Origin of the sequence: Muricoprocola aceti (assembly GCF_025567005.1) — a bacterium.
Taxonomy (GTDB): domain Bacteria; phylum Bacillota; class Clostridia; order Lachnospirales; family Lachnospiraceae; genus Marvinbryantia; species Marvinbryantia aceti.
Genome location: NZ_JAOQKE010000011.1, coordinates 1 through 15,586, shown reverse-complemented (window position 1 = coordinate 15,586; position 15,586 = coordinate 1). Strand labels below are relative to the sequence as shown.

At 45.5% G+C, this 15,586-nt stretch carries 14 protein-coding genes and 1 tRNA gene; 9 read left to right on the top strand and 6 right to left on the bottom strand.

What is annotated here, in order from left to right; all coding sequences use genetic code 11:
- From purD to radA, 5 genes are all read left to right on the top strand, one after another.
- Positions 1–1,272 (top strand): phosphoribosylamine--glycine ligase, encoded by a 1,272-nt coding sequence (purD, locus tag OCV47_RS09405; RefSeq protein WP_256298926.1) that lies wholly within the window; start codon positions 1–3, stop codon positions 1,270–1,272.
- A gap of 22 nt (positions 1,273–1,294) precedes the next feature.
- The gene (locus tag OCV47_RS09400) at positions 1,295–2,455 is read left to right on the top strand and encodes a cadherin-like beta sandwich domain-containing protein (RefSeq protein WP_262654829.1); all 1,161 of its coding nucleotides are present in this window, start codon (positions 1,295–1,297) and stop codon (positions 2,453–2,455) included.
- A gap of 135 nt (positions 2,456–2,590) precedes the next feature.
- The gene (locus OCV47_RS09395) at positions 2,591–2,974 is read left to right on the top strand and encodes a GntR family transcriptional regulator (RefSeq protein WP_117448629.1); all 384 of its coding nucleotides are present in this window, start codon (positions 2,591–2,593) and stop codon (positions 2,972–2,974) included.
- A gap of 3 nt (positions 2,975–2,977) precedes the next feature.
- Positions 2,978–5,422, top strand: a complete 2,445-nt coding sequence (locus tag OCV47_RS09390; protein ID WP_256298931.1) for an ATP-dependent Clp protease ATP-binding subunit — start codon at positions 2,978–2,980, stop codon at positions 5,420–5,422.
- A gap of 81 nt (positions 5,423–5,503) precedes the next feature.
- Complete coding sequence (radA, locus tag OCV47_RS09385) at positions 5,504–6,877, top strand: DNA repair protein RadA (protein ID WP_262654827.1); 1,374 nt, start codon at positions 5,504–5,506, stop codon at positions 6,875–6,877.
- Between the two features lie 132 nt (positions 6,878–7,009).
- Here the strand turns inward: radA and OCV47_RS09380 are convergent, their stop codons facing one another.
- The 3 genes from OCV47_RS09380 to OCV47_RS09370 form a co-directional block, all read right to left on the bottom strand.
- A complete protein-coding gene (locus OCV47_RS09380) occupies positions 7,010–8,956 on the bottom strand; it encodes an oxidoreductase (RefSeq protein WP_262654825.1) in 1,947 nt (648 codons plus the stop codon).
- Between the two features lie 92 nt (positions 8,957–9,048).
- Positions 9,049–9,927 carry a LysR family transcriptional regulator gene (locus tag OCV47_RS09375; protein WP_262654823.1) on the bottom strand — a complete coding sequence of 293 codons (879 nt, stop codon included), beginning with the start codon at positions 9,925–9,927 and terminating at the stop codon, positions 9,049–9,051.
- 10 nt (positions 9,928–9,937) lie between these two features.
- Positions 9,938–10,114, bottom strand: a complete 177-nt coding sequence (locus OCV47_RS09370) for a helix-turn-helix domain-containing protein (protein WP_262654898.1) — start codon at positions 10,112–10,114, stop codon at positions 9,938–9,940.
- Between the two features lie 19 nt (positions 10,115–10,133).
- Here OCV47_RS09370 and OCV47_RS09365 point away from each other — a divergent pair, with 19 nt between their 5' ends.
- From OCV47_RS09365 to OCV47_RS09355, 3 genes are all read left to right on the top strand, one after another.
- Positions 10,134–10,811, top strand: coding sequence for an MFS transporter (locus tag OCV47_RS09365; protein ID WP_262654822.1), 678 nt, complete (start codon positions 10,134–10,136; stop codon positions 10,809–10,811).
- Positions 10,812–10,843: 32 nt separating this feature from the next.
- Entirely contained in the window at positions 10,844–11,854 is a 1,011-nt protein-coding gene (locus OCV47_RS09360; protein WP_262654821.1) for a uroporphyrinogen decarboxylase family protein, read from the top strand.
- 108 nt (positions 11,855–11,962) lie between these two features.
- Positions 11,963–13,396 (top strand): YjiH family protein, encoded by a 1,434-nt coding sequence (locus OCV47_RS09355; protein WP_262654820.1) that lies wholly within the window; start codon positions 11,963–11,965, stop codon positions 13,394–13,396.
- Between the two features lie 62 nt (positions 13,397–13,458).
- Here the strand turns inward: OCV47_RS09355 and OCV47_RS09350 are convergent, their stop codons facing one another.
- The gene (locus OCV47_RS09350; RefSeq protein WP_317244246.1) at positions 13,459–13,689 is read right to left on the bottom strand and encodes a hypothetical protein; all 231 of its coding nucleotides are present in this window, start codon (positions 13,687–13,689) and stop codon (positions 13,459–13,461) included.
- 129 nt (positions 13,690–13,818) lie between these two features.
- Here OCV47_RS09350 and OCV47_RS09345 point away from each other — a divergent pair.
- A tRNA-Trp gene (locus OCV47_RS09345) sits at positions 13,819–13,889 on the top strand.
- A 134-nt stretch (positions 13,890–14,023) separates the two neighbouring features.
- Here OCV47_RS09345 and OCV47_RS09340 read toward each other — a convergent pair.
- Both OCV47_RS09340 and OCV47_RS09335 read right to left on the bottom strand, forming a co-directional pair.
- The gene (locus OCV47_RS09340; protein ID WP_262654819.1) at positions 14,024–14,200 is read right to left on the bottom strand and encodes a hypothetical protein; all 177 of its coding nucleotides are present in this window, start codon (positions 14,198–14,200) and stop codon (positions 14,024–14,026) included.
- A 51-nt stretch (positions 14,201–14,251) separates the two neighbouring features.
- Positions 14,252–15,406, bottom strand: coding sequence for an IS91 family transposase (locus OCV47_RS09335; protein ID WP_262654818.1), 1,155 nt, complete (start codon positions 15,404–15,406; stop codon positions 14,252–14,254).
- Between the last annotated feature and the right edge of the window lie 180 nt (positions 15,407–15,586).

Sequence of the window (15,586 nt, the reverse complement as noted above, 5' to 3'; positions counted from 1 at the left end):
ATGAAAGTATTAATCGTAGGAAGCGGCGGAAGAGAGCATGCCATCGCATGGAAGATTGCGCAGAATAAAAAAGTAGAGAAAATCTACTGTGCACCGGGAAATGCCGGAATCGAAGAATTTGCCGAATGTGTACCGATCGGTGCCATGGAATTTGACAAACTGGCAGCTTTTGCAAAAGAACATGAGATTGACCTGACAGTGATCGGTATGGACGATCCCCTGGTTGGCGGAATTGTAGATGTGTTTGAAGCACAGGGATTAAGAGTATTCGGACCACGCAGGAATGCAGCGATTCTGGAAGGCTCCAAAGCCTTTTCCAAGGATCTGATGAAGAAGTATCATATTCCAACGGCTGCATATGAGAATTTTGATGATTCGGAGAAAGCACTGGAATATCTGGAGACGGCAAAGTTCCCGATTGTATTAAAAGCAGATGGACTTGCCCTTGGAAAAGGTGTACTGATCTGTCAGACACTGGAAGAAGCAAAGGCTGGTGTGAAGTCTATTATGCTGGATAAGCAGTTTGGTGCATCCGGCAACCGTATGGTCATCGAAGAATTTATGACCGGACGGGAAGTATCTGTATTGTCTTTTGTAGATGGCAAGACCATTAAGACCATGACCAGTGCACAGGATCACAAGAGAGCCGGTGATGGAGATACCGGACTGAATACAGGCGGTATGGGAACATTTTCTCCAAGTCCTTTCTACACGAAGGAAGTGGATGAGTTCTGCGAAAAATATATTTATCAGCCAACTGTAGACGCTATGGCAGCAGAAGGCAGAGAGTTCAAGGGAATTATATTCTTCGGACTGATGCTGACAGAAGACGGACCAAAAGTTCTGGAATACAATGCCCGTTTTGGAGATCCTGAGACACAGGTTGTGCTTCCGAGAATGAAGACAGACCTGGTAGAGGTATTTGAGGCATGCATTGATGGAACACTGGATCAGATTGATCTGGAATTCGAAGATAATGCGGCGGTCTGCGTAGTCCTTGCATCGGATGGATATCCGGTAAAATATGAAAAAGGTTATGTGATATCCGGATTCGAAAATTTTAAGGACAAAGACGGCTATTATGTATTCCATGCCGGAACAAAGAAAACAGAAAAAGGAATCGTTACAAACGGTGGACGTGTGCTCGGAGTAACGGCCAAGGGAGCGGATCTGAAAAAGGCTCGTGCCAATGCCTATGATGCGGTAAACTGGATCAGTTTTGAGAACAAGTATTATCGACATGATATAGGAAAAGCCATTGATGAGGCTTAGAACAAAAGAAAGAGGTAAAAACATGAAGGAAATGAAGAAAATCATCGGCCGGGTGTTGCTGCTGGTGTGCTCTCTGATCTGCCTGCTGGCAGTCAGTATATCTGCAGAAGACTATGACAGTACATCCGGGGACAATTCCCTGTACAGCCTGGGACTGGAAAATGCAGTCTCCTGTGAGCCGGAATTCTATTATGCAACACTGGAATACAACGTTACAGTAGCAGGAGGAACGAAAGAGCTTCAGCTGGATCCTGTAAAATCAGCGGACAGCGCAGAGATTACTGATATCAGCGGAACGGAATTGTCTGATGATGGAACAGGTACCGTATCTATTTCGGTACAGGCAGCGAATGGAGCAACTGCTACTTATGTGCTGCATGTAAGAAGTGATGGAAGTCAGAGTGAGACAGAGACTGAAGATGCAGCTGCAAAGGCAGAATCAGAAGCAAAAGCAGAATCTGAGAAGCTGGCAACAGAATCCGAAAAGGTTGCGCAGTCAGAAGCAGCAGCACAGCTGGAACAAAAAACACAGCAGCTGACTTCTCTCCAGAAAGAAAACGATGATTTCGCAGATCGTCTGGACAAGCTGATGAAGATTTTATATGGATTGATTGCATTTGCAGTAATCCTGTTATTCGTGATCATCAATCAGAGCCTGAGAAACAAGGATATGAAAGATGAGATCAAGTCCTTAAAAGGACAGGTAACAGAAAGCTATGAATATGCAAGAAAAGAACAGAACATGAGAAGTGACTACTATTATGCACCTGTTCAGAATACACCACAGCCAATGCAGGGACAGAATCCACAGATGAATGATATGTCCGGAACAGTACATGCAGCATTTGGCAATGCTTCCCAGAAGCTTCAGGCACAGCCAATGAATATGGCGGCAGCCACACAGGAAGCAGCACCTGCTCCATCTAAGAAAGAGTTAAAGAAGCAGGAGAAGGAAGCCAGGAAGGCTGCAAAGAAAGCAAAGGGCAGAGATGCAAGACAAATGCAGCCAGAACCGATGATGCAGCAGGATCCAATGATGGCACCACAGCAGAATGTGCAGCCTCAGATGTCTCCGCAGCAACAGGTACCACAGCAGATGCAGCAGGTTCCGCCACAGCAGCCGACTATGGTACAGAGCAGTATTGAAGAACCAGATGTCAATGTAGATATGATTGATTTATAGAACAAAGGAAAAAGAATCTCGTTTTCATACGGGGTTCTTTTTTTCTTTTCTTGATTTGCACCCGTCATCTGTGCTATAATCCATATAACAGATGGTAATATAACCATATAAGATGAAAGAAATGGAAGTGAGCATATGGTAATGATAGAGATAGATTTTCAGAGCGATGAAGCCATTTATATTCAGCTCCGAAATCAGATTATTCTTGGAATTGCAACGTCATCGCTCCAGGAGGGGGAAGCACTTCCGTCCGTACGACAGCTTGCAGATGATATCGGGGTGAATATGCATACGGTGAATAAGGCATATTCCGTATTGCGTCAGGAGGGATTTCTGCGGCTTGACAGGAGAAAAGGGGCTGTGATAGCCTTGGATGTAGATAAGATGCAGGCGATAGAAGAATTGAGAAGCAGTCTTCGGGTCAGCCTGGCTAAGGCCTGCTGTAAGAATATTACAGAGGATGAGATCCACAGTATGGTGGATGAGATTTTAAAAGATATGAAGAATGGAAGGATGTAGAATATGCAATATACCGAACAGGTAAAGCGAGCATTGAAATATGCAAAACAGACCGCAAAACAATGCGGACAGAGCTATATCGGGTCTGAACATTTACTGATGGGGCTGATGCGGGAAGAGAACGGTATGGCTTCAGCAATTTTGAAGGAATGCAAAGTAGATGCACAGAAACTGATGGAATTGATTCAGGAACTGATCGTCCCTGAAGGAATGTTAGCAGAACGGGGAATCATGGATTATTCACCCCGTGCGACAGAAATTCTGGCACAGGGCGAGGAAGAAGCACAGTTCTTTGGACAGGAGAAGATGGGAACGGAACATTTGCTTCTGGCAATTCTGAAGGATGTAGATTGTGTGGCTACCAGACTGCTTCACACAATGGGAATACAGGTACAGAAGGTATTTATGGCAGTATTGGAATGTCTGGGGCTGGAAGAGAGCCGTTATAAAGAATATATGCGTACAGTAAAAAGCAACCAGGCGGCAGGTCAGCAGGGAGGAACCATGCTGGAACAGTTCAGCCGTAATCTGACACAGCAGGCAGCGGAAGGACGCCTGGATCCAGTAGTAGGACGTGAGGCAGAGATTGAACGGATTATCCAGATCCTGAGCAGAAGAACCAAGAACAATCCATGCCTGATTGGAGAACCAGGTGTGGGAAAGACAGCTATAGTGGAGGGACTGGCACAGCGTATTGTGGCAGATACCGTACCAGACAGTATCAGAGGAAAGAAGCTGTATACGCTGGATATGGCAGCAATGGTGGCCGGATCCAAGTATCGAGGCGAATTCGAAGAGCGAATCAAGAGGGTGATTCAGGAAGTTTCAGAGAGAAGTGATGTACTGTTGTTTATCGATGAGCTTCATACCATCATTGGCGCCGGTGGTGCAGAAGGCGCCATGGATGCATCCAATATTCTGAAGCCGGCACTTTCCCGTGGTGAGATTCAGCTGATTGGGGCGACTACGATCGGTGAATATCGCAAGTATATCGAAAAAGATCCTGCGCTGGAACGACGTTTCCAGTCTGTTGTAGTGGAAGAACCAAAGCCAGAGGAGACAGTAGAGATCCTGAAGGGGCTGCGAAAGGCTTATGAGAACCATCATAAGGTGACAATTACGGATGAAGCGATAGAAGCAGCAGTGACCTATGCCACACGCTATATCAATGATCGTTTTCTGCCAGACAAGGCGATTGATCTGATTGATGAAGCGGCATCCAGAAGGCAGCTGAAGCGTGCAGAAACGGCGGATGGACTTGGTGTACTTCAGGAAAAAATGGAGGAACTGTCCGAAAAGAAGGAAAATGCCATAATTTTAGGTGAATGGGAAGAAGCTTCCAGATACAATCAGGAACAAAACAAGCTGATGAAAAAGCTGGAGGAGACAAAAAGACGCCATGATCAGAAGGCTGAGAAGAAACGGCCTGAGATTGGCGAGAATGAGATCGCAGAGATCGTATCTATGTGGACAAAGATTCCGGTGCAGAAGCTGGAAGAAAAGGAATCCCATCGGCTGCTGAAGCTGGAACAGACTCTGCACCAGAGAGTGATTGGACAGGATGAGGCAGTGACAGCAGTGGCGAAGGCAATCAAGCGAGGCCGTGTGGGGCTGAAGGATCCGAAACGTCCGATTGGTTCGTTCCTGTTCCTTGGACCGACCGGTGTGGGAAAGACGGAACTGTCCAAGGTACTGGCGGACGTGGTGTTTGGCAGTGAACAGGCCATGATCCGTGTGGACATGTCCGAATATATGGAGAAACACAGCGTATCCAAGCTGGTGGGATCACCTCCAGGATATGTGGGATATGAAGAAGGAGGACAACTCAGTGAGAAGGTCAGAAGGAATCCGTATTCTGTGATTTTGTTTGATGAGATAGAAAAGGCTCATCCTGATGTATTTAATATTTTACTGCAGGTACTGGATGATGGTCATATCACGGATGCCCAGGGAAGAAAGGTGGATTTTAAGAATACCATTCTGATTATGACATCGAATGCTGGTGCGGCAGCAATTCAGGAACCGAAGAAGCTGGGATTCCTGGCAGGAGAGGATGAGAAGCAGAATTATCAGCGTATGAAGGGCAATGTCATGGAAGAGGTAAAGCGGGTCTTCAAGCCGGAGTTCCTGAACCGAATTGATGAGATCATCGTCTTCCATTCCCTGAACAAGGAAGAGATTGCGAAGATTGTGGCACTGCTGCTGAAGGAATTTGAAAAGCGCTGCAAAGATCAGATGGATATTGAGCTTCATGTGCGTGACTCTGTGAAGAAGCACATTGCAGAGACCGGATACGATGCCAAATATGGCGCAAGACCGTTAAAGAGAGCCATTCAGACACAGCTGGAGGATGCTCTGGCAGAAGAGATTCTGGAAGGAAGAATCAAACGGGGCGATAAGGTCGCTGTGGGGTATGTCAACGATAAAATGAGATTTACGGTAAAATAAAAGTAGGAAAAAGAGGTATCTGTTCAAAATCCCATGGTAAATGCGGAGAATGGACAGATACAACTGGTTGGGGAGAAGTATATGGCGAAAGCAAAATCAACCGCTTTTTTCTGTCAGAACTGCGGTTATGAATCAGCAAAGTGGCAGGGACAGTGTCCGGCCTGCCATGAGTGGAACACCTTTACAGAGGAGCCGGTGGCGAAGATCACCGGCTCAGCTGCGGTAAAGAAGGCGGCAGCAGAGATACGGCCAGTACGGTTGTCAGAGATACAGACGGATGAGAGTCAGAGAATCTCTTCTGGTATGGAAGAACTGGATCGTGTGCTGGGAGGCGGCATTGTGGCCGGTTCCCTGATGCTGGTGGGTGGTGATCCTGGTATTGGAAAGTCAACACTGCTTCTGCAGGTCTGCCACAATCTGACTGGAACGGGGCATAAGGTGTTGTATGTATCTGGAGAGGAGTCAGTGCAGCAGATTAAGCTGAGGGCAAAGCGGATTGGGGATTTTAAGGATGATCTGATGCTGTTGTGTGAGACGAATCTGGAGCTGGTACGTTCGGTTATAGAGAAGATCAGGCCGGAGATCGTAGTGATCGACTCTATTCAGACCATGTATCACGAAGCAGTGTCAGCAGCGCCGGGCAGTGTGTCTCAGGTGAGAGAAGCCACCAATGTGTTGATGCAGATTGCAAAAGGAATGGGAATCTCCATTTTTCTGGTGGGTCATGTGACCAAAGAAGGCGTGGTGGCAGGACCGAGAGTGCTGGAACATATGGTAGATACAGTATTGTATTTTGAGGGAGACCGCTATGCATCTTACCGTATTTTGCGAGGCGTAAAAAACCGTTTTGGTTCTACCAATGAGATCGGTGTCTTTGAGATGCGGCAGAGTGGTCTGCGGGAAGTGACCAATCCGTCAGAATATATGCTCGATGGCAAGCCGGAGAATGCATCAGGTTCTATTGTAGCCTGTTCCATGGAAGGAAGCCGTCCAATTCTCATTGAGATCCAGGCGCTGGTGTGTCACACCAATCTGCCGATGCCACGCAGAACCACGGCGGGCACCGATTTTAACCGTGTGAATCTGTTGCTGGCGGTGCTGGAAAAGCGGGCAGGAATGCAGATGTCAGCCTGTGATGTGTATGTGAACATTGCAGGGGGGATTCGGATGACAGAGCCAGCTATTGACCTGGGCCTGATTCTGGCACTGGTATCCAGTTATAAAGATATTGCTATAGATGAGAAGACCATCGCTTTTGGCGAAGTGGGTCTGAGCGGAGAGATCCGCTCAGTGAATATGGCACAGCAGCGTGTACAGGAAGCAAAGAAGCTGGGATTTGAGACAGTGCTGATGCCGAAGGTATCTATGAAAGCATTGCAAAAGGTAGAGGGAATCCGGATCATTGGACTGGAGACCGTGCGCGATGCGATGCAGTATCTGATGAGAATGAGATAGTATAATGTGGGGTATCACATGCTTTCATGGATGTGATACCCCACATAGGATTTTGACTCGTAACTGTGAAGGTACTGAACAGTTACAATTTGTTTATTTTTTATGTCCCTGGTATCAATAAAAATTCTCAGATTAAATATCGAGTGCGGCGTGGTAACCTTCATAGACCGCATTGGTAATAGTAGATACTTTGGAGGCATCACCAATAACTGCAATGTATGGAGCACTGTCACGCAGGCTGTTTACCAGGCTGGTACGGGAATGCTGTCCCAGAGCGCAGATCACGGAAGTACCCGGGATCAGAATCTCTTCTCCAGTGTCAGTTTCACACAGAACTCCCTCATCTGTTACGGCAAGTCCCTTGCAGCCGGTATGGACTGTCACATACTTATCCACTTCTTTTAGCAGCAGAGGACGATGACGGATATTGGCATCTGGAGCCAGTTCCTGACGCATTTCTACCAGATGCACATGCTTTCCTTCCATGCCAAGATGGATGGCACATTCGCATCCAGCCAGTCCTCCGCCCAGAACAACAACCTGATCGGTAACCTTTTCTTTTTCAAGATAATAGTCATTTACGATCACAACATTGTCTCCATTCAGTCCTTTGATTGGCGGAACCAGAGGCTCAGATCCAACGGCAATGATCAGTGCATCCGGATTTTCCTTTTCTACATACTCTGGTGTGACTTCTGTGGAGGTACGGATTTCTACGCCGGAATTCCGTGCAAAAAGCGCATAAGTCTGAGATAACTGGTACATTTCCTGTTTAAATGGAATCGCCTGCTCACTTTTCAGGATGCCACCCAGCTGCGCCTCTTTTTCGCATAAAATAACCTGGTGTCCGCGCCTTGCAGCGGTATAAGCTGCATAGAGACCTCCAGGTCCACCGCCGGCTACCAGAACTTTCTTAGATACCGGTGCTGGAGATACTTCATTTCCTTCAATTTCCCGTCCAATTAATGGATTAACAGTGCATCGCCTGGTGGCAGTGACGGCACGCTCTGCCATGCAGGTGAAACAACGCAGACAGTGTACGATTTCGTTTTCACGGTTTTCCATGATTTTCCTTGGGAGAAACGGGTCAGCCAGAAGGGCTCTGGCCATATATACAATATCAGCTTTTCCGGAAGCTATGATCTCTTCCATCTGCTGTGGATCATTCAGACCGCCTAACGTGGCAACCGGAACAGAGACATGTTTTTTAATCTCGGCGGCAAGATAGACATTGCATCCGTGCTCTTTGAACATGGATGGATGCGTATCTCCAAAACCACGCTGGTAGGTGCCGGCAGATACATGAATAATATCCACATATGGCTCAATCATCTGGGCAATGCGAACCCCTTCTGCCAGATCATAGCCACCTTCGAAAAGCTCGGATCCACTCATGCGGAATTCAATCGGGAATCCAGGTCCAACAGCTTCTCTGACAGATTTTAATACTTCAATGGCAAGACGGCAGCGGTTTTCCAGACTTCCGCCATATTCGTCGGTACGTTTATTAAAATATGGAGAAAGAAACTGGTTTAACAGCCAGCCATGTCCACCGTGAATCATGATCATACCGAATCCGGCGCGCTTTGCAAGACCTGCAACACGGCCATAAGAAGCGACAATGTCCGAAAGCATGTCTGTGGTCAGAGCTTTGACCGGAACCCCATCTGGACGGACGGTATCGCTTGGACCCCATTGATGCATATTGTGCTGTTTGCTTTTATCAGTCATATAAGTACCGGCATACATACCAGAATGAGACAATTCCAGGCTTGGAACAGCTCCATGGCGGTGAATGGCATCAGCTGTATAAGTGGCTGCTGCCAGAGAATTCAGGATAGAAGTATCCAGATGGTAAGCGTGCGAACCATCGGTCTCAGGGTGCACCATACATTCACTGACAGTAACTGCACCAGCGCCGCCTTTTCCTCTCAACTCGTAAAAAGCTGTGGATTTTGGACCAATACAACCATCATTGGTGATATCAGTTCCTCCCATAGGTGCAGAAAACATACGATTACGGAATGTTACCCGTCCAATGGTGATAGGACTGCATAAATGTGGAAAATGCCTTTTCATGTTTTGTTTCCTCCAATGTCTTTGTGTAGATTTGCTAAATATAGCATAGCAGGAATGGAAGAAACCATCCATCAATAGAATGACGGTACCTGTCAACAAATGGTTGATACCTGAGAAAGCTGAATCAGGGAAGCAACCACAGAAGAGGAAGAATCATTCTCCCGGCAGATCATAGATACTTTCCATGGAATGGCATCCCGCAGTGGAATCGCATGAAGATCCCCCAGCAGATGATCAGACTGGTGGATATCAGCGTCAATACCGATCCCGGACTTCTCCCGACAGAAACGGTAAATCAGAGGACTTTCCATAGTACGTATGGCGATGGCAGGTGAAAAACCGAAATCACTGCATCGCTGAATCAGATTGTGATAGCTGTCATACTTTTGATTCAGAGTGACCAATGGCTGCTCTTTCAGATCCTCTATACTGAGACTGTCCCGTTCATAGAAGGGATGACCTGGATAGACAAGGGCAATCATATGACAGCTGAATACAGGAACAGAAAAAAGGTCAATCTGAGGTATCGTACCAATCACAAATCCGGCATCCAGTGAGCCATTAACAACTTTTTCTAAAACTTCTTTATTTATCAGCTCTTCCCACTGAATGGACAGATCAGGAAATTCCTGAGACAGTTGATTTAACTTCTGTAATGGAAGTATATTCAAAACGCCACAGGCGAAGCCGATGCGAAAAGGTCTGCCATCTTTGTCAATCTGTTGAATCGTAACTTTGAGATCTTCCAGACGGTAGAGAATCTTCTGACTCTGTTCGTAAAAATAATCACCGGTTTTGGTAGGAATCATACCACTGGAAGTGCGCTCAAAAAGGAGGGTATGAAGTTCTTCTTCCAGTCGGCTGATGATGCGGCTCAGACCCTGTGGGGTAATAAATAAATGTCTGGCAGCCTGATTGATGCTGCGTTCTTCGTATACAAGACGAAAACAGCGAAGATCTTTGGTATCCATAGGCACCTCCTTATTTCTTTAACATAGCAAAGGACAGCAGCAGTACCAGCCGTACTTTTGCATCATCCAGATTCAGCCTTGTCAGCTTCTGAATACGCTCCAGGCGATAGAAGAGTGTACTGCGGTGAATAAATAATGCATTGGCTGTTTGAAGGGCATTGCGTTCCAGAGACAGATACACATTCAGTGTATGGAGCAGCTCGGTATTGTTTTCTTCTCTGTTCCAGAATCCGCCACTGATGGTACTGATGCTGGCCGACCTGGCAAAGTGGTGTGTAAAATTCGTAACAGCGGCATCTGCGATTTATTACTTCCGTGATGCTATGGGCAATCCGGGACTGATGGCTCCATATCTGCTCAGCGTAGCCATTGGTGCAATCCTGGGAGCATTTGTAATGAGATATATCTCAAAGGCACTGTCTTCTAGAACAACTATGATTCTTGCTTATGCTGGAATGACCGTTTCCCTGTGCCTGATTTACTTTATGTATGGTAATGCATATGTAGTTATTGCACTGATGACCGTTGCACAGTTCTTCTATGGTATGGCTTTTGCAGCATCTCCTGCACTGTACGCAGATACCGTTGTATACGCAACCTGGAAGAGTGGAAAAGATGCATCCGGATGGATTATGGGACTTCAGAATCTGCCATTAAAAGTAGCCGTATTCCTTCGTGGAACGATCCTCAGCGCATGTCTGGTAGCAGTTGGCTGGCAGTCAGGTGCGGTACTGGAAGGTACAGCAAGACAGGGTATGACCATTGCATTTGCACTGGTTCCGGCGATCTTCTGTCTGGTTGGTATGCTGCTTCTGATTTTTGGATTTAAGATCACAAGAGATAAGGTTGAGACTTATCAGGCTGAGATCAATGCGAGATCATAAAAACAGAAATATATAATTTGGAGGTATTTATTATGCTTACAGCAAAAGAAAACTTATTAGAGACATTAAAAGTAGACGGCAAACCGGATCGTCTGGTAAAACAGTATGAAGGAAATGCATTCTTCCCTCCAAACCCGGCAGCAATGTATATCAGAGGCAACCGTCATCCAGGAATGGAACCAATGAAAGACCGCTTTGGAACTACCATTCTCTGGCCGGAAAACCAGGTAGCAGCAATGCCTCATGTAACCAATGACAACAAGGTGATCAGCGATATTACTGAATGGAAAGATCAGCTGGTAATGCCGGATCTGGAAGCAAACTGCTCTGACCCTGCACTGTGGGAACCGTTCATTAAACAGGCGGAAGAGATTCGTGCCAAAGGTGATCTGGTTATGGCATTTATGCCTACCGGTGTATTTGAAAGACTTCATTTCCTCATGGGATTCGAAGATATGCTGATGAACTTCCTGCTGGAGCCGGAAGATATGATGGATCTTTGTAATGCAATCGGTGAATATCGTTATCAGTATATGAAGCTGATCGTAGATAACATCAAACCAGATGTCATGCTCAGCCATGATGACTGGGGATCCAAACATTCTTTATTCGTCAGCCCGGATACCTGGCGTGAATTTATCAAACCACAGTATGTAAAAACCTATGGTTATATGAAAGAGCGTGGTATTATCATTATGCATCACGCAGATTCCTTTATGGAACCAATCGTAGAAGATATGGTAGAACTGGGAATTGATATCTGGCAGGGAGCACTTCCGGAAAATGATATTCCAAAGCTCCAGAAACAGCTGGCTGGCAGAATGACATTGATGGGCGGACTAGATGCATCTGTTGTAGACCGTGCAGATTCTACCGAAGAAGAGATCCGCAAGGAAGTACGCAGAGCATGCCAGACTTATGGACCAGGCGGACACTTCATTCCATGTATTACCTACGGTGCTCCAGGATGCCTGTTCAAACATGTAGATCCGATCATCAATGATGAAATTGACAAATACAATAAAGAAACTTATGGAATTTAAAGCCTCCGGCATAGAATAGGAGAGGCACCAAAAGGACAGAAAATGAGCCGGGAAAATCACGTTCCCGGCTCGCTTTTTATCCTGATTGGGATAAAAAAGGGAGAAGGTATGGAAAAAACAACATATAAATGGTCTGCGTACCTGAAGTTCGTAGCATTTTCGTTATTAGGAATTTTTGTATTTTTTATCAATGTACCATTTCCGGGATATGAGATACAGCTTGGAATCTGGAAATGGGGAGCTGTTCCGGCACAGAGTAATGTGATGGTGTCTCATCTGACCAATTTTCTAAAAGCAGCATTGTTTACAGGTAATTTTAAAGCAATGCCGCTGATCGTGTGGGGAATTGGTGTTTACAGTATTGTGGACCTGTTTGTACTGCGGCCGGATAAGTTCTGGCATACAACCAAAGTAGCAGCCGTATTTGCCGTATTTAAAATTGTGGGATTTGGTCTGTTATGCTTTGCTATGCTGGAGATCTACCTGGGCTGGCATCCAGGATTTATGGAATGGTTTTTTGAACCAGTGCCATCACTGAGCGATAAAAGTATCTGTATGTTTATTATGAACAGTATTCTGGTGACGATCTCCATTTCTATTCCGGCAGCATCGCTATTCCTGCCATTGCTGGTGGATTATGGACTGGTGGATTTTGTGGGCGTACTGGTACGGCCAATTATGCGTCCGGTATTCAAACTCCCTGGAAGAGCGGCTGTGATCATGGTGTCTGCATTTCTTGGAAATTTTTCAGTAGGACACATTGCGGTGAATGATCAGTATAAAACGGGAAGAATGACAGAACGGGAAGCGGTAGTAATCGGAACCAGTTTTTCTACCGTGTCGGTGGGATTTTTGATGGCTTTGGCCAACAATACCGGGTTAAATGAACGTGGATACTGGAATTTGTATTTCTGGACTGCATTTTTGATTACACTTTTGGTCAGCCTGATCGGCGTTCGGATCTATCCGCTTCGTCAGATCCCTGATCGTTGTTATCCGGGAGTGGAAGCCTGTCCGGAACCACTGATCAAGAAAAACATTCTGAAAGTAGCCTGGAAAGAGGCACTGGATGTGGCCGCGAATCAAGATCCGCTGATCAGCAGAATCGGTTATATCATGAAAGAAACGATCGGCGTACTGGGAACTGTAGCATCAGGAACAGCCTTCTTTGCAACGGCGGGTGTACTGCTGTATACGTATACACCGATTGTGAAATGGGTGGGTTATCTCTTCTATCCATTTATGAGAATCTCTATTCCAAAGGCAGAAGCCGTGACTGCCTGTACCGGCGCAGCTGTATCATTTGTAGAAGTGACTATTCCGGCACTGCTGGTAACAGTAGGAGAATGGAGTATGCGTACCAGGTACATGATGGCAGTGATCCCGGTTACTTCCATTATCTTCCTGGCCAGCTTCGTGCCGTGCCTGATGGCGACAGAAGTTCCGGTAAAGTTCAAAGATATGGTAATCATCTGGGTAGAGCGGATGCTTCTGTCTGTATTGATCACAGGAATTTTCGCTATCATCCTGTTCCCGGCATAAAGCAGAAAATTTTTAATAAGCCCCGGAAATTAGAAAGACTGGTTTCTCGGGGCTTGTATGTATCATTGAGACATTTGCTTCAGAGATTCGATCAATTCCAGATCCGTGGAGGTAACTTTCAGATTAGATTCGATGATCTTTCCTTCCGGGGTGGTAATCGAAAAAGCTATTACACTGCCTTCTTTCAGAGCTGGCTGGGCTGCGCGTAAAAAAGCAGGGAACTTTGGGTGCTGATCGGTAAAACGCTGCCACAGACTTTTAAGCTGAAGCAGAGACTGAAAATTCATGGCCATAGTAATACTCCTTTGCTATATGTTTTTGCGAGTAGATCGTATCATTTTTTAAGAAAAACGTCAAATTATTTCAAAAAGATATTGACAGAAAATAGGAATCATGGTATAAATATTTGGTGAGCAACACACAGGGGATTGGTCAAATGGTATGACAGAAGTCTCCAAAACTTTTAGCGGGAGTTCGATTCTCTCATCCCCTGCTCGTAAGAAGCGGTTTTTCCTTTAAAACAAAGGAAAGATCGCTTTTTTTACTTTATAGGAAAGTTCTCTTTTAGAGAACTTTCGAATGAAAAAGGCCTGCCGAAAGGCAGGCACAGTTCAAAGACAACACGGATTAGAAGATATAAAAACCTTCTACACCAGCCTCGTCATCAAAAAGATCATCTTCATTTAAAAAGTAATCCATGTCCAGAAGTGCTTCATCCGACATTTCGCGAACATCTTTTGAAGTCATACCGTCGGGAGGATTTTTGATATATTTTTTTCTGAGTTCCTCGATGTTTGTATTCATGGTGGTGCCTCCGTTTTTTTGTTTAACACAGACGGAGAAAACTGTAAAAGGCTATATATGAGAAGGAGAACGGCAAGCCCGTGAACGAGCCATTACCTTTTTATATAATTCATCGAGAGGAACACGTTTGTGTTTATGGTAAAGTTCCAGGAAGAGCATAGTGGCGCCACAGGAACATTTCGGAGGATCATAACCAAAAGAAGAAAGAATAGAAGTACGCCACTTGTGGAAGGAAAGAAGAATCTTATGTTTATCGCGAGAAATGGCTCTTCGTATTTTGGAGTCAGATGGACGGTGTCTGGCATAGATACCGTAGTAACGGATCATTTTAAAGTGTTTTTCAGGGATATGCTGAATCAATCGAGAAATAAAATCCAGGACAGGGAGAGTTTCGATGACAAGGAGATTGTCTTCGTGACGATTATAATGAAAAGTGACAAAATCGTCGTCATAATCATCGATTCTGGAAGTAGCAATGACAGGACGTCCAAGATAGCGACCGATGTATTTGATTACAGAGGAAGGATTACATTTGTTTGGTTTGGCATAAACGTAAAAGCCATTTTTATGCTGTGAATAAACAGAAGCTTTTGTTTTTTTAAAAGAGTTTCCGAGAGTTTTGTGAAGAAGAGAAAGTAGGACAGTCTGAAAAGAATCCCGGAGGTACTTATAGTGAAAATGAGAAACGGAGCGCCAGAAGAGGTGTTCGCTGATTCCGCCTTCGGAAAGAAGACAATGGATATGAGGATTCCATTTGAGGTCACGGCCGAAAGTATGAAGGACACAGATAAAACCGGGAGTGACAGGGTCAGATTTGGAGAATTTCTGGAACATACGTAAGATAACGGAACGAACAGCGGCAAAAAGGCAATTGAGAAGGGAGCGGTTTTTTAGAAAGAAAGGTCGGAGTTCTTCGGCGATAGTAAAAACGAGATGTCGATGCTGACAGGCGATGATCTTAAAGGACATAGTGGTAGCGCGGATCATTGAATAAGAGTTGCCGCAGGTGGGACAAAATCTGGAATGACAGCGAGAAGCGACATATTTAAGGTTGCCACAGACAGGGCACCCAAACAAAGCACCACCGTAAGATGGATCTCCGCAGGAGATCATTTTGTCAACATTTTCAATGACAGACTGGCGTGGATGAAGGATGTAAAGCATTTCTTCGTAATGGTCAGCAAAAATATTTTGAAGTATGTTCATAAGATTATTATGCAGGAAAAAGGAAAAAAAGAAAACCCCCTAACCCCTCATGAATGAGGGGCAGGGGAGTTGAAGTGTCGAAGACACTTTTTTATGTTGTGTGTCCAGCGAAGCTGGACCACACTTGCCGGTGTAAGTCCGGTCACGGTAATCGCCAGTGAGCCGTGTAGCTAAACTCGG

Bases quoted from the DNA above. Each gene is read 5' to 3' on its own strand.
- purD (WP_256298926.1), top strand. From the start codon at position 1: ATGAAAGTATTAATCGTAGGAAGCGGCGGAAGAGAGCATGCCATCGCA.
- OCV47_RS09400 (WP_262654829.1), top strand. From the start codon at position 1,295: ATGAAGGAAATGAAGAAAATCATCGGCCGGGTGTTGCTGCTGGTGTGC.
- OCV47_RS09395 (WP_117448629.1), top strand. From the start codon at position 2,591: ATGGTAATGATAGAGATAGATTTTCAGAGCGATGAAGCCATTTATATT.
- OCV47_RS09390 (WP_256298931.1), top strand. From the start codon at position 2,978: ATGCAATATACCGAACAGGTAAAGCGAGCATTGAAATATGCAAAACAG.
- radA (WP_262654827.1), top strand. From the start codon at position 5,504: ATGGCGAAAGCAAAATCAACCGCTTTTTTCTGTCAGAACTGCGGTTAT.
- OCV47_RS09380 (WP_262654825.1), bottom strand. From the start codon at position 8,956: ATGAAAAGGCATTTTCCACATTTATGCAGTCCTATCACCATTGGACGG.
- OCV47_RS09375 (WP_262654823.1), bottom strand. From the start codon at position 9,927: ATGGATACCAAAGATCTTCGCTGTTTTCGTCTTGTATACGAAGAACGC.
- OCV47_RS09360 (WP_262654821.1), top strand. From the start codon at position 10,844: ATGCTTACAGCAAAAGAAAACTTATTAGAGACATTAAAAGTAGACGGC.
- OCV47_RS09355 (WP_262654820.1), top strand. From the start codon at position 11,963: ATGGAAAAAACAACATATAAATGGTCTGCGTACCTGAAGTTCGTAGCA.
- OCV47_RS09350 (WP_317244246.1), bottom strand. From the start codon at position 13,689: ATGGCCATGAATTTTCAGTCTCTGCTTCAGCTTAAAAGTCTGTGGCAG.
- OCV47_RS09340 (WP_262654819.1), bottom strand. From the start codon at position 14,200: ATGAATACAAACATCGAGGAACTCAGAAAAAAATATATCAAAAATCCT.
- OCV47_RS09335 (WP_262654818.1), bottom strand. From the start codon at position 15,406: ATGAACATACTTCAAAATATTTTTGCTGACCATTACGAAGAAATGCTT.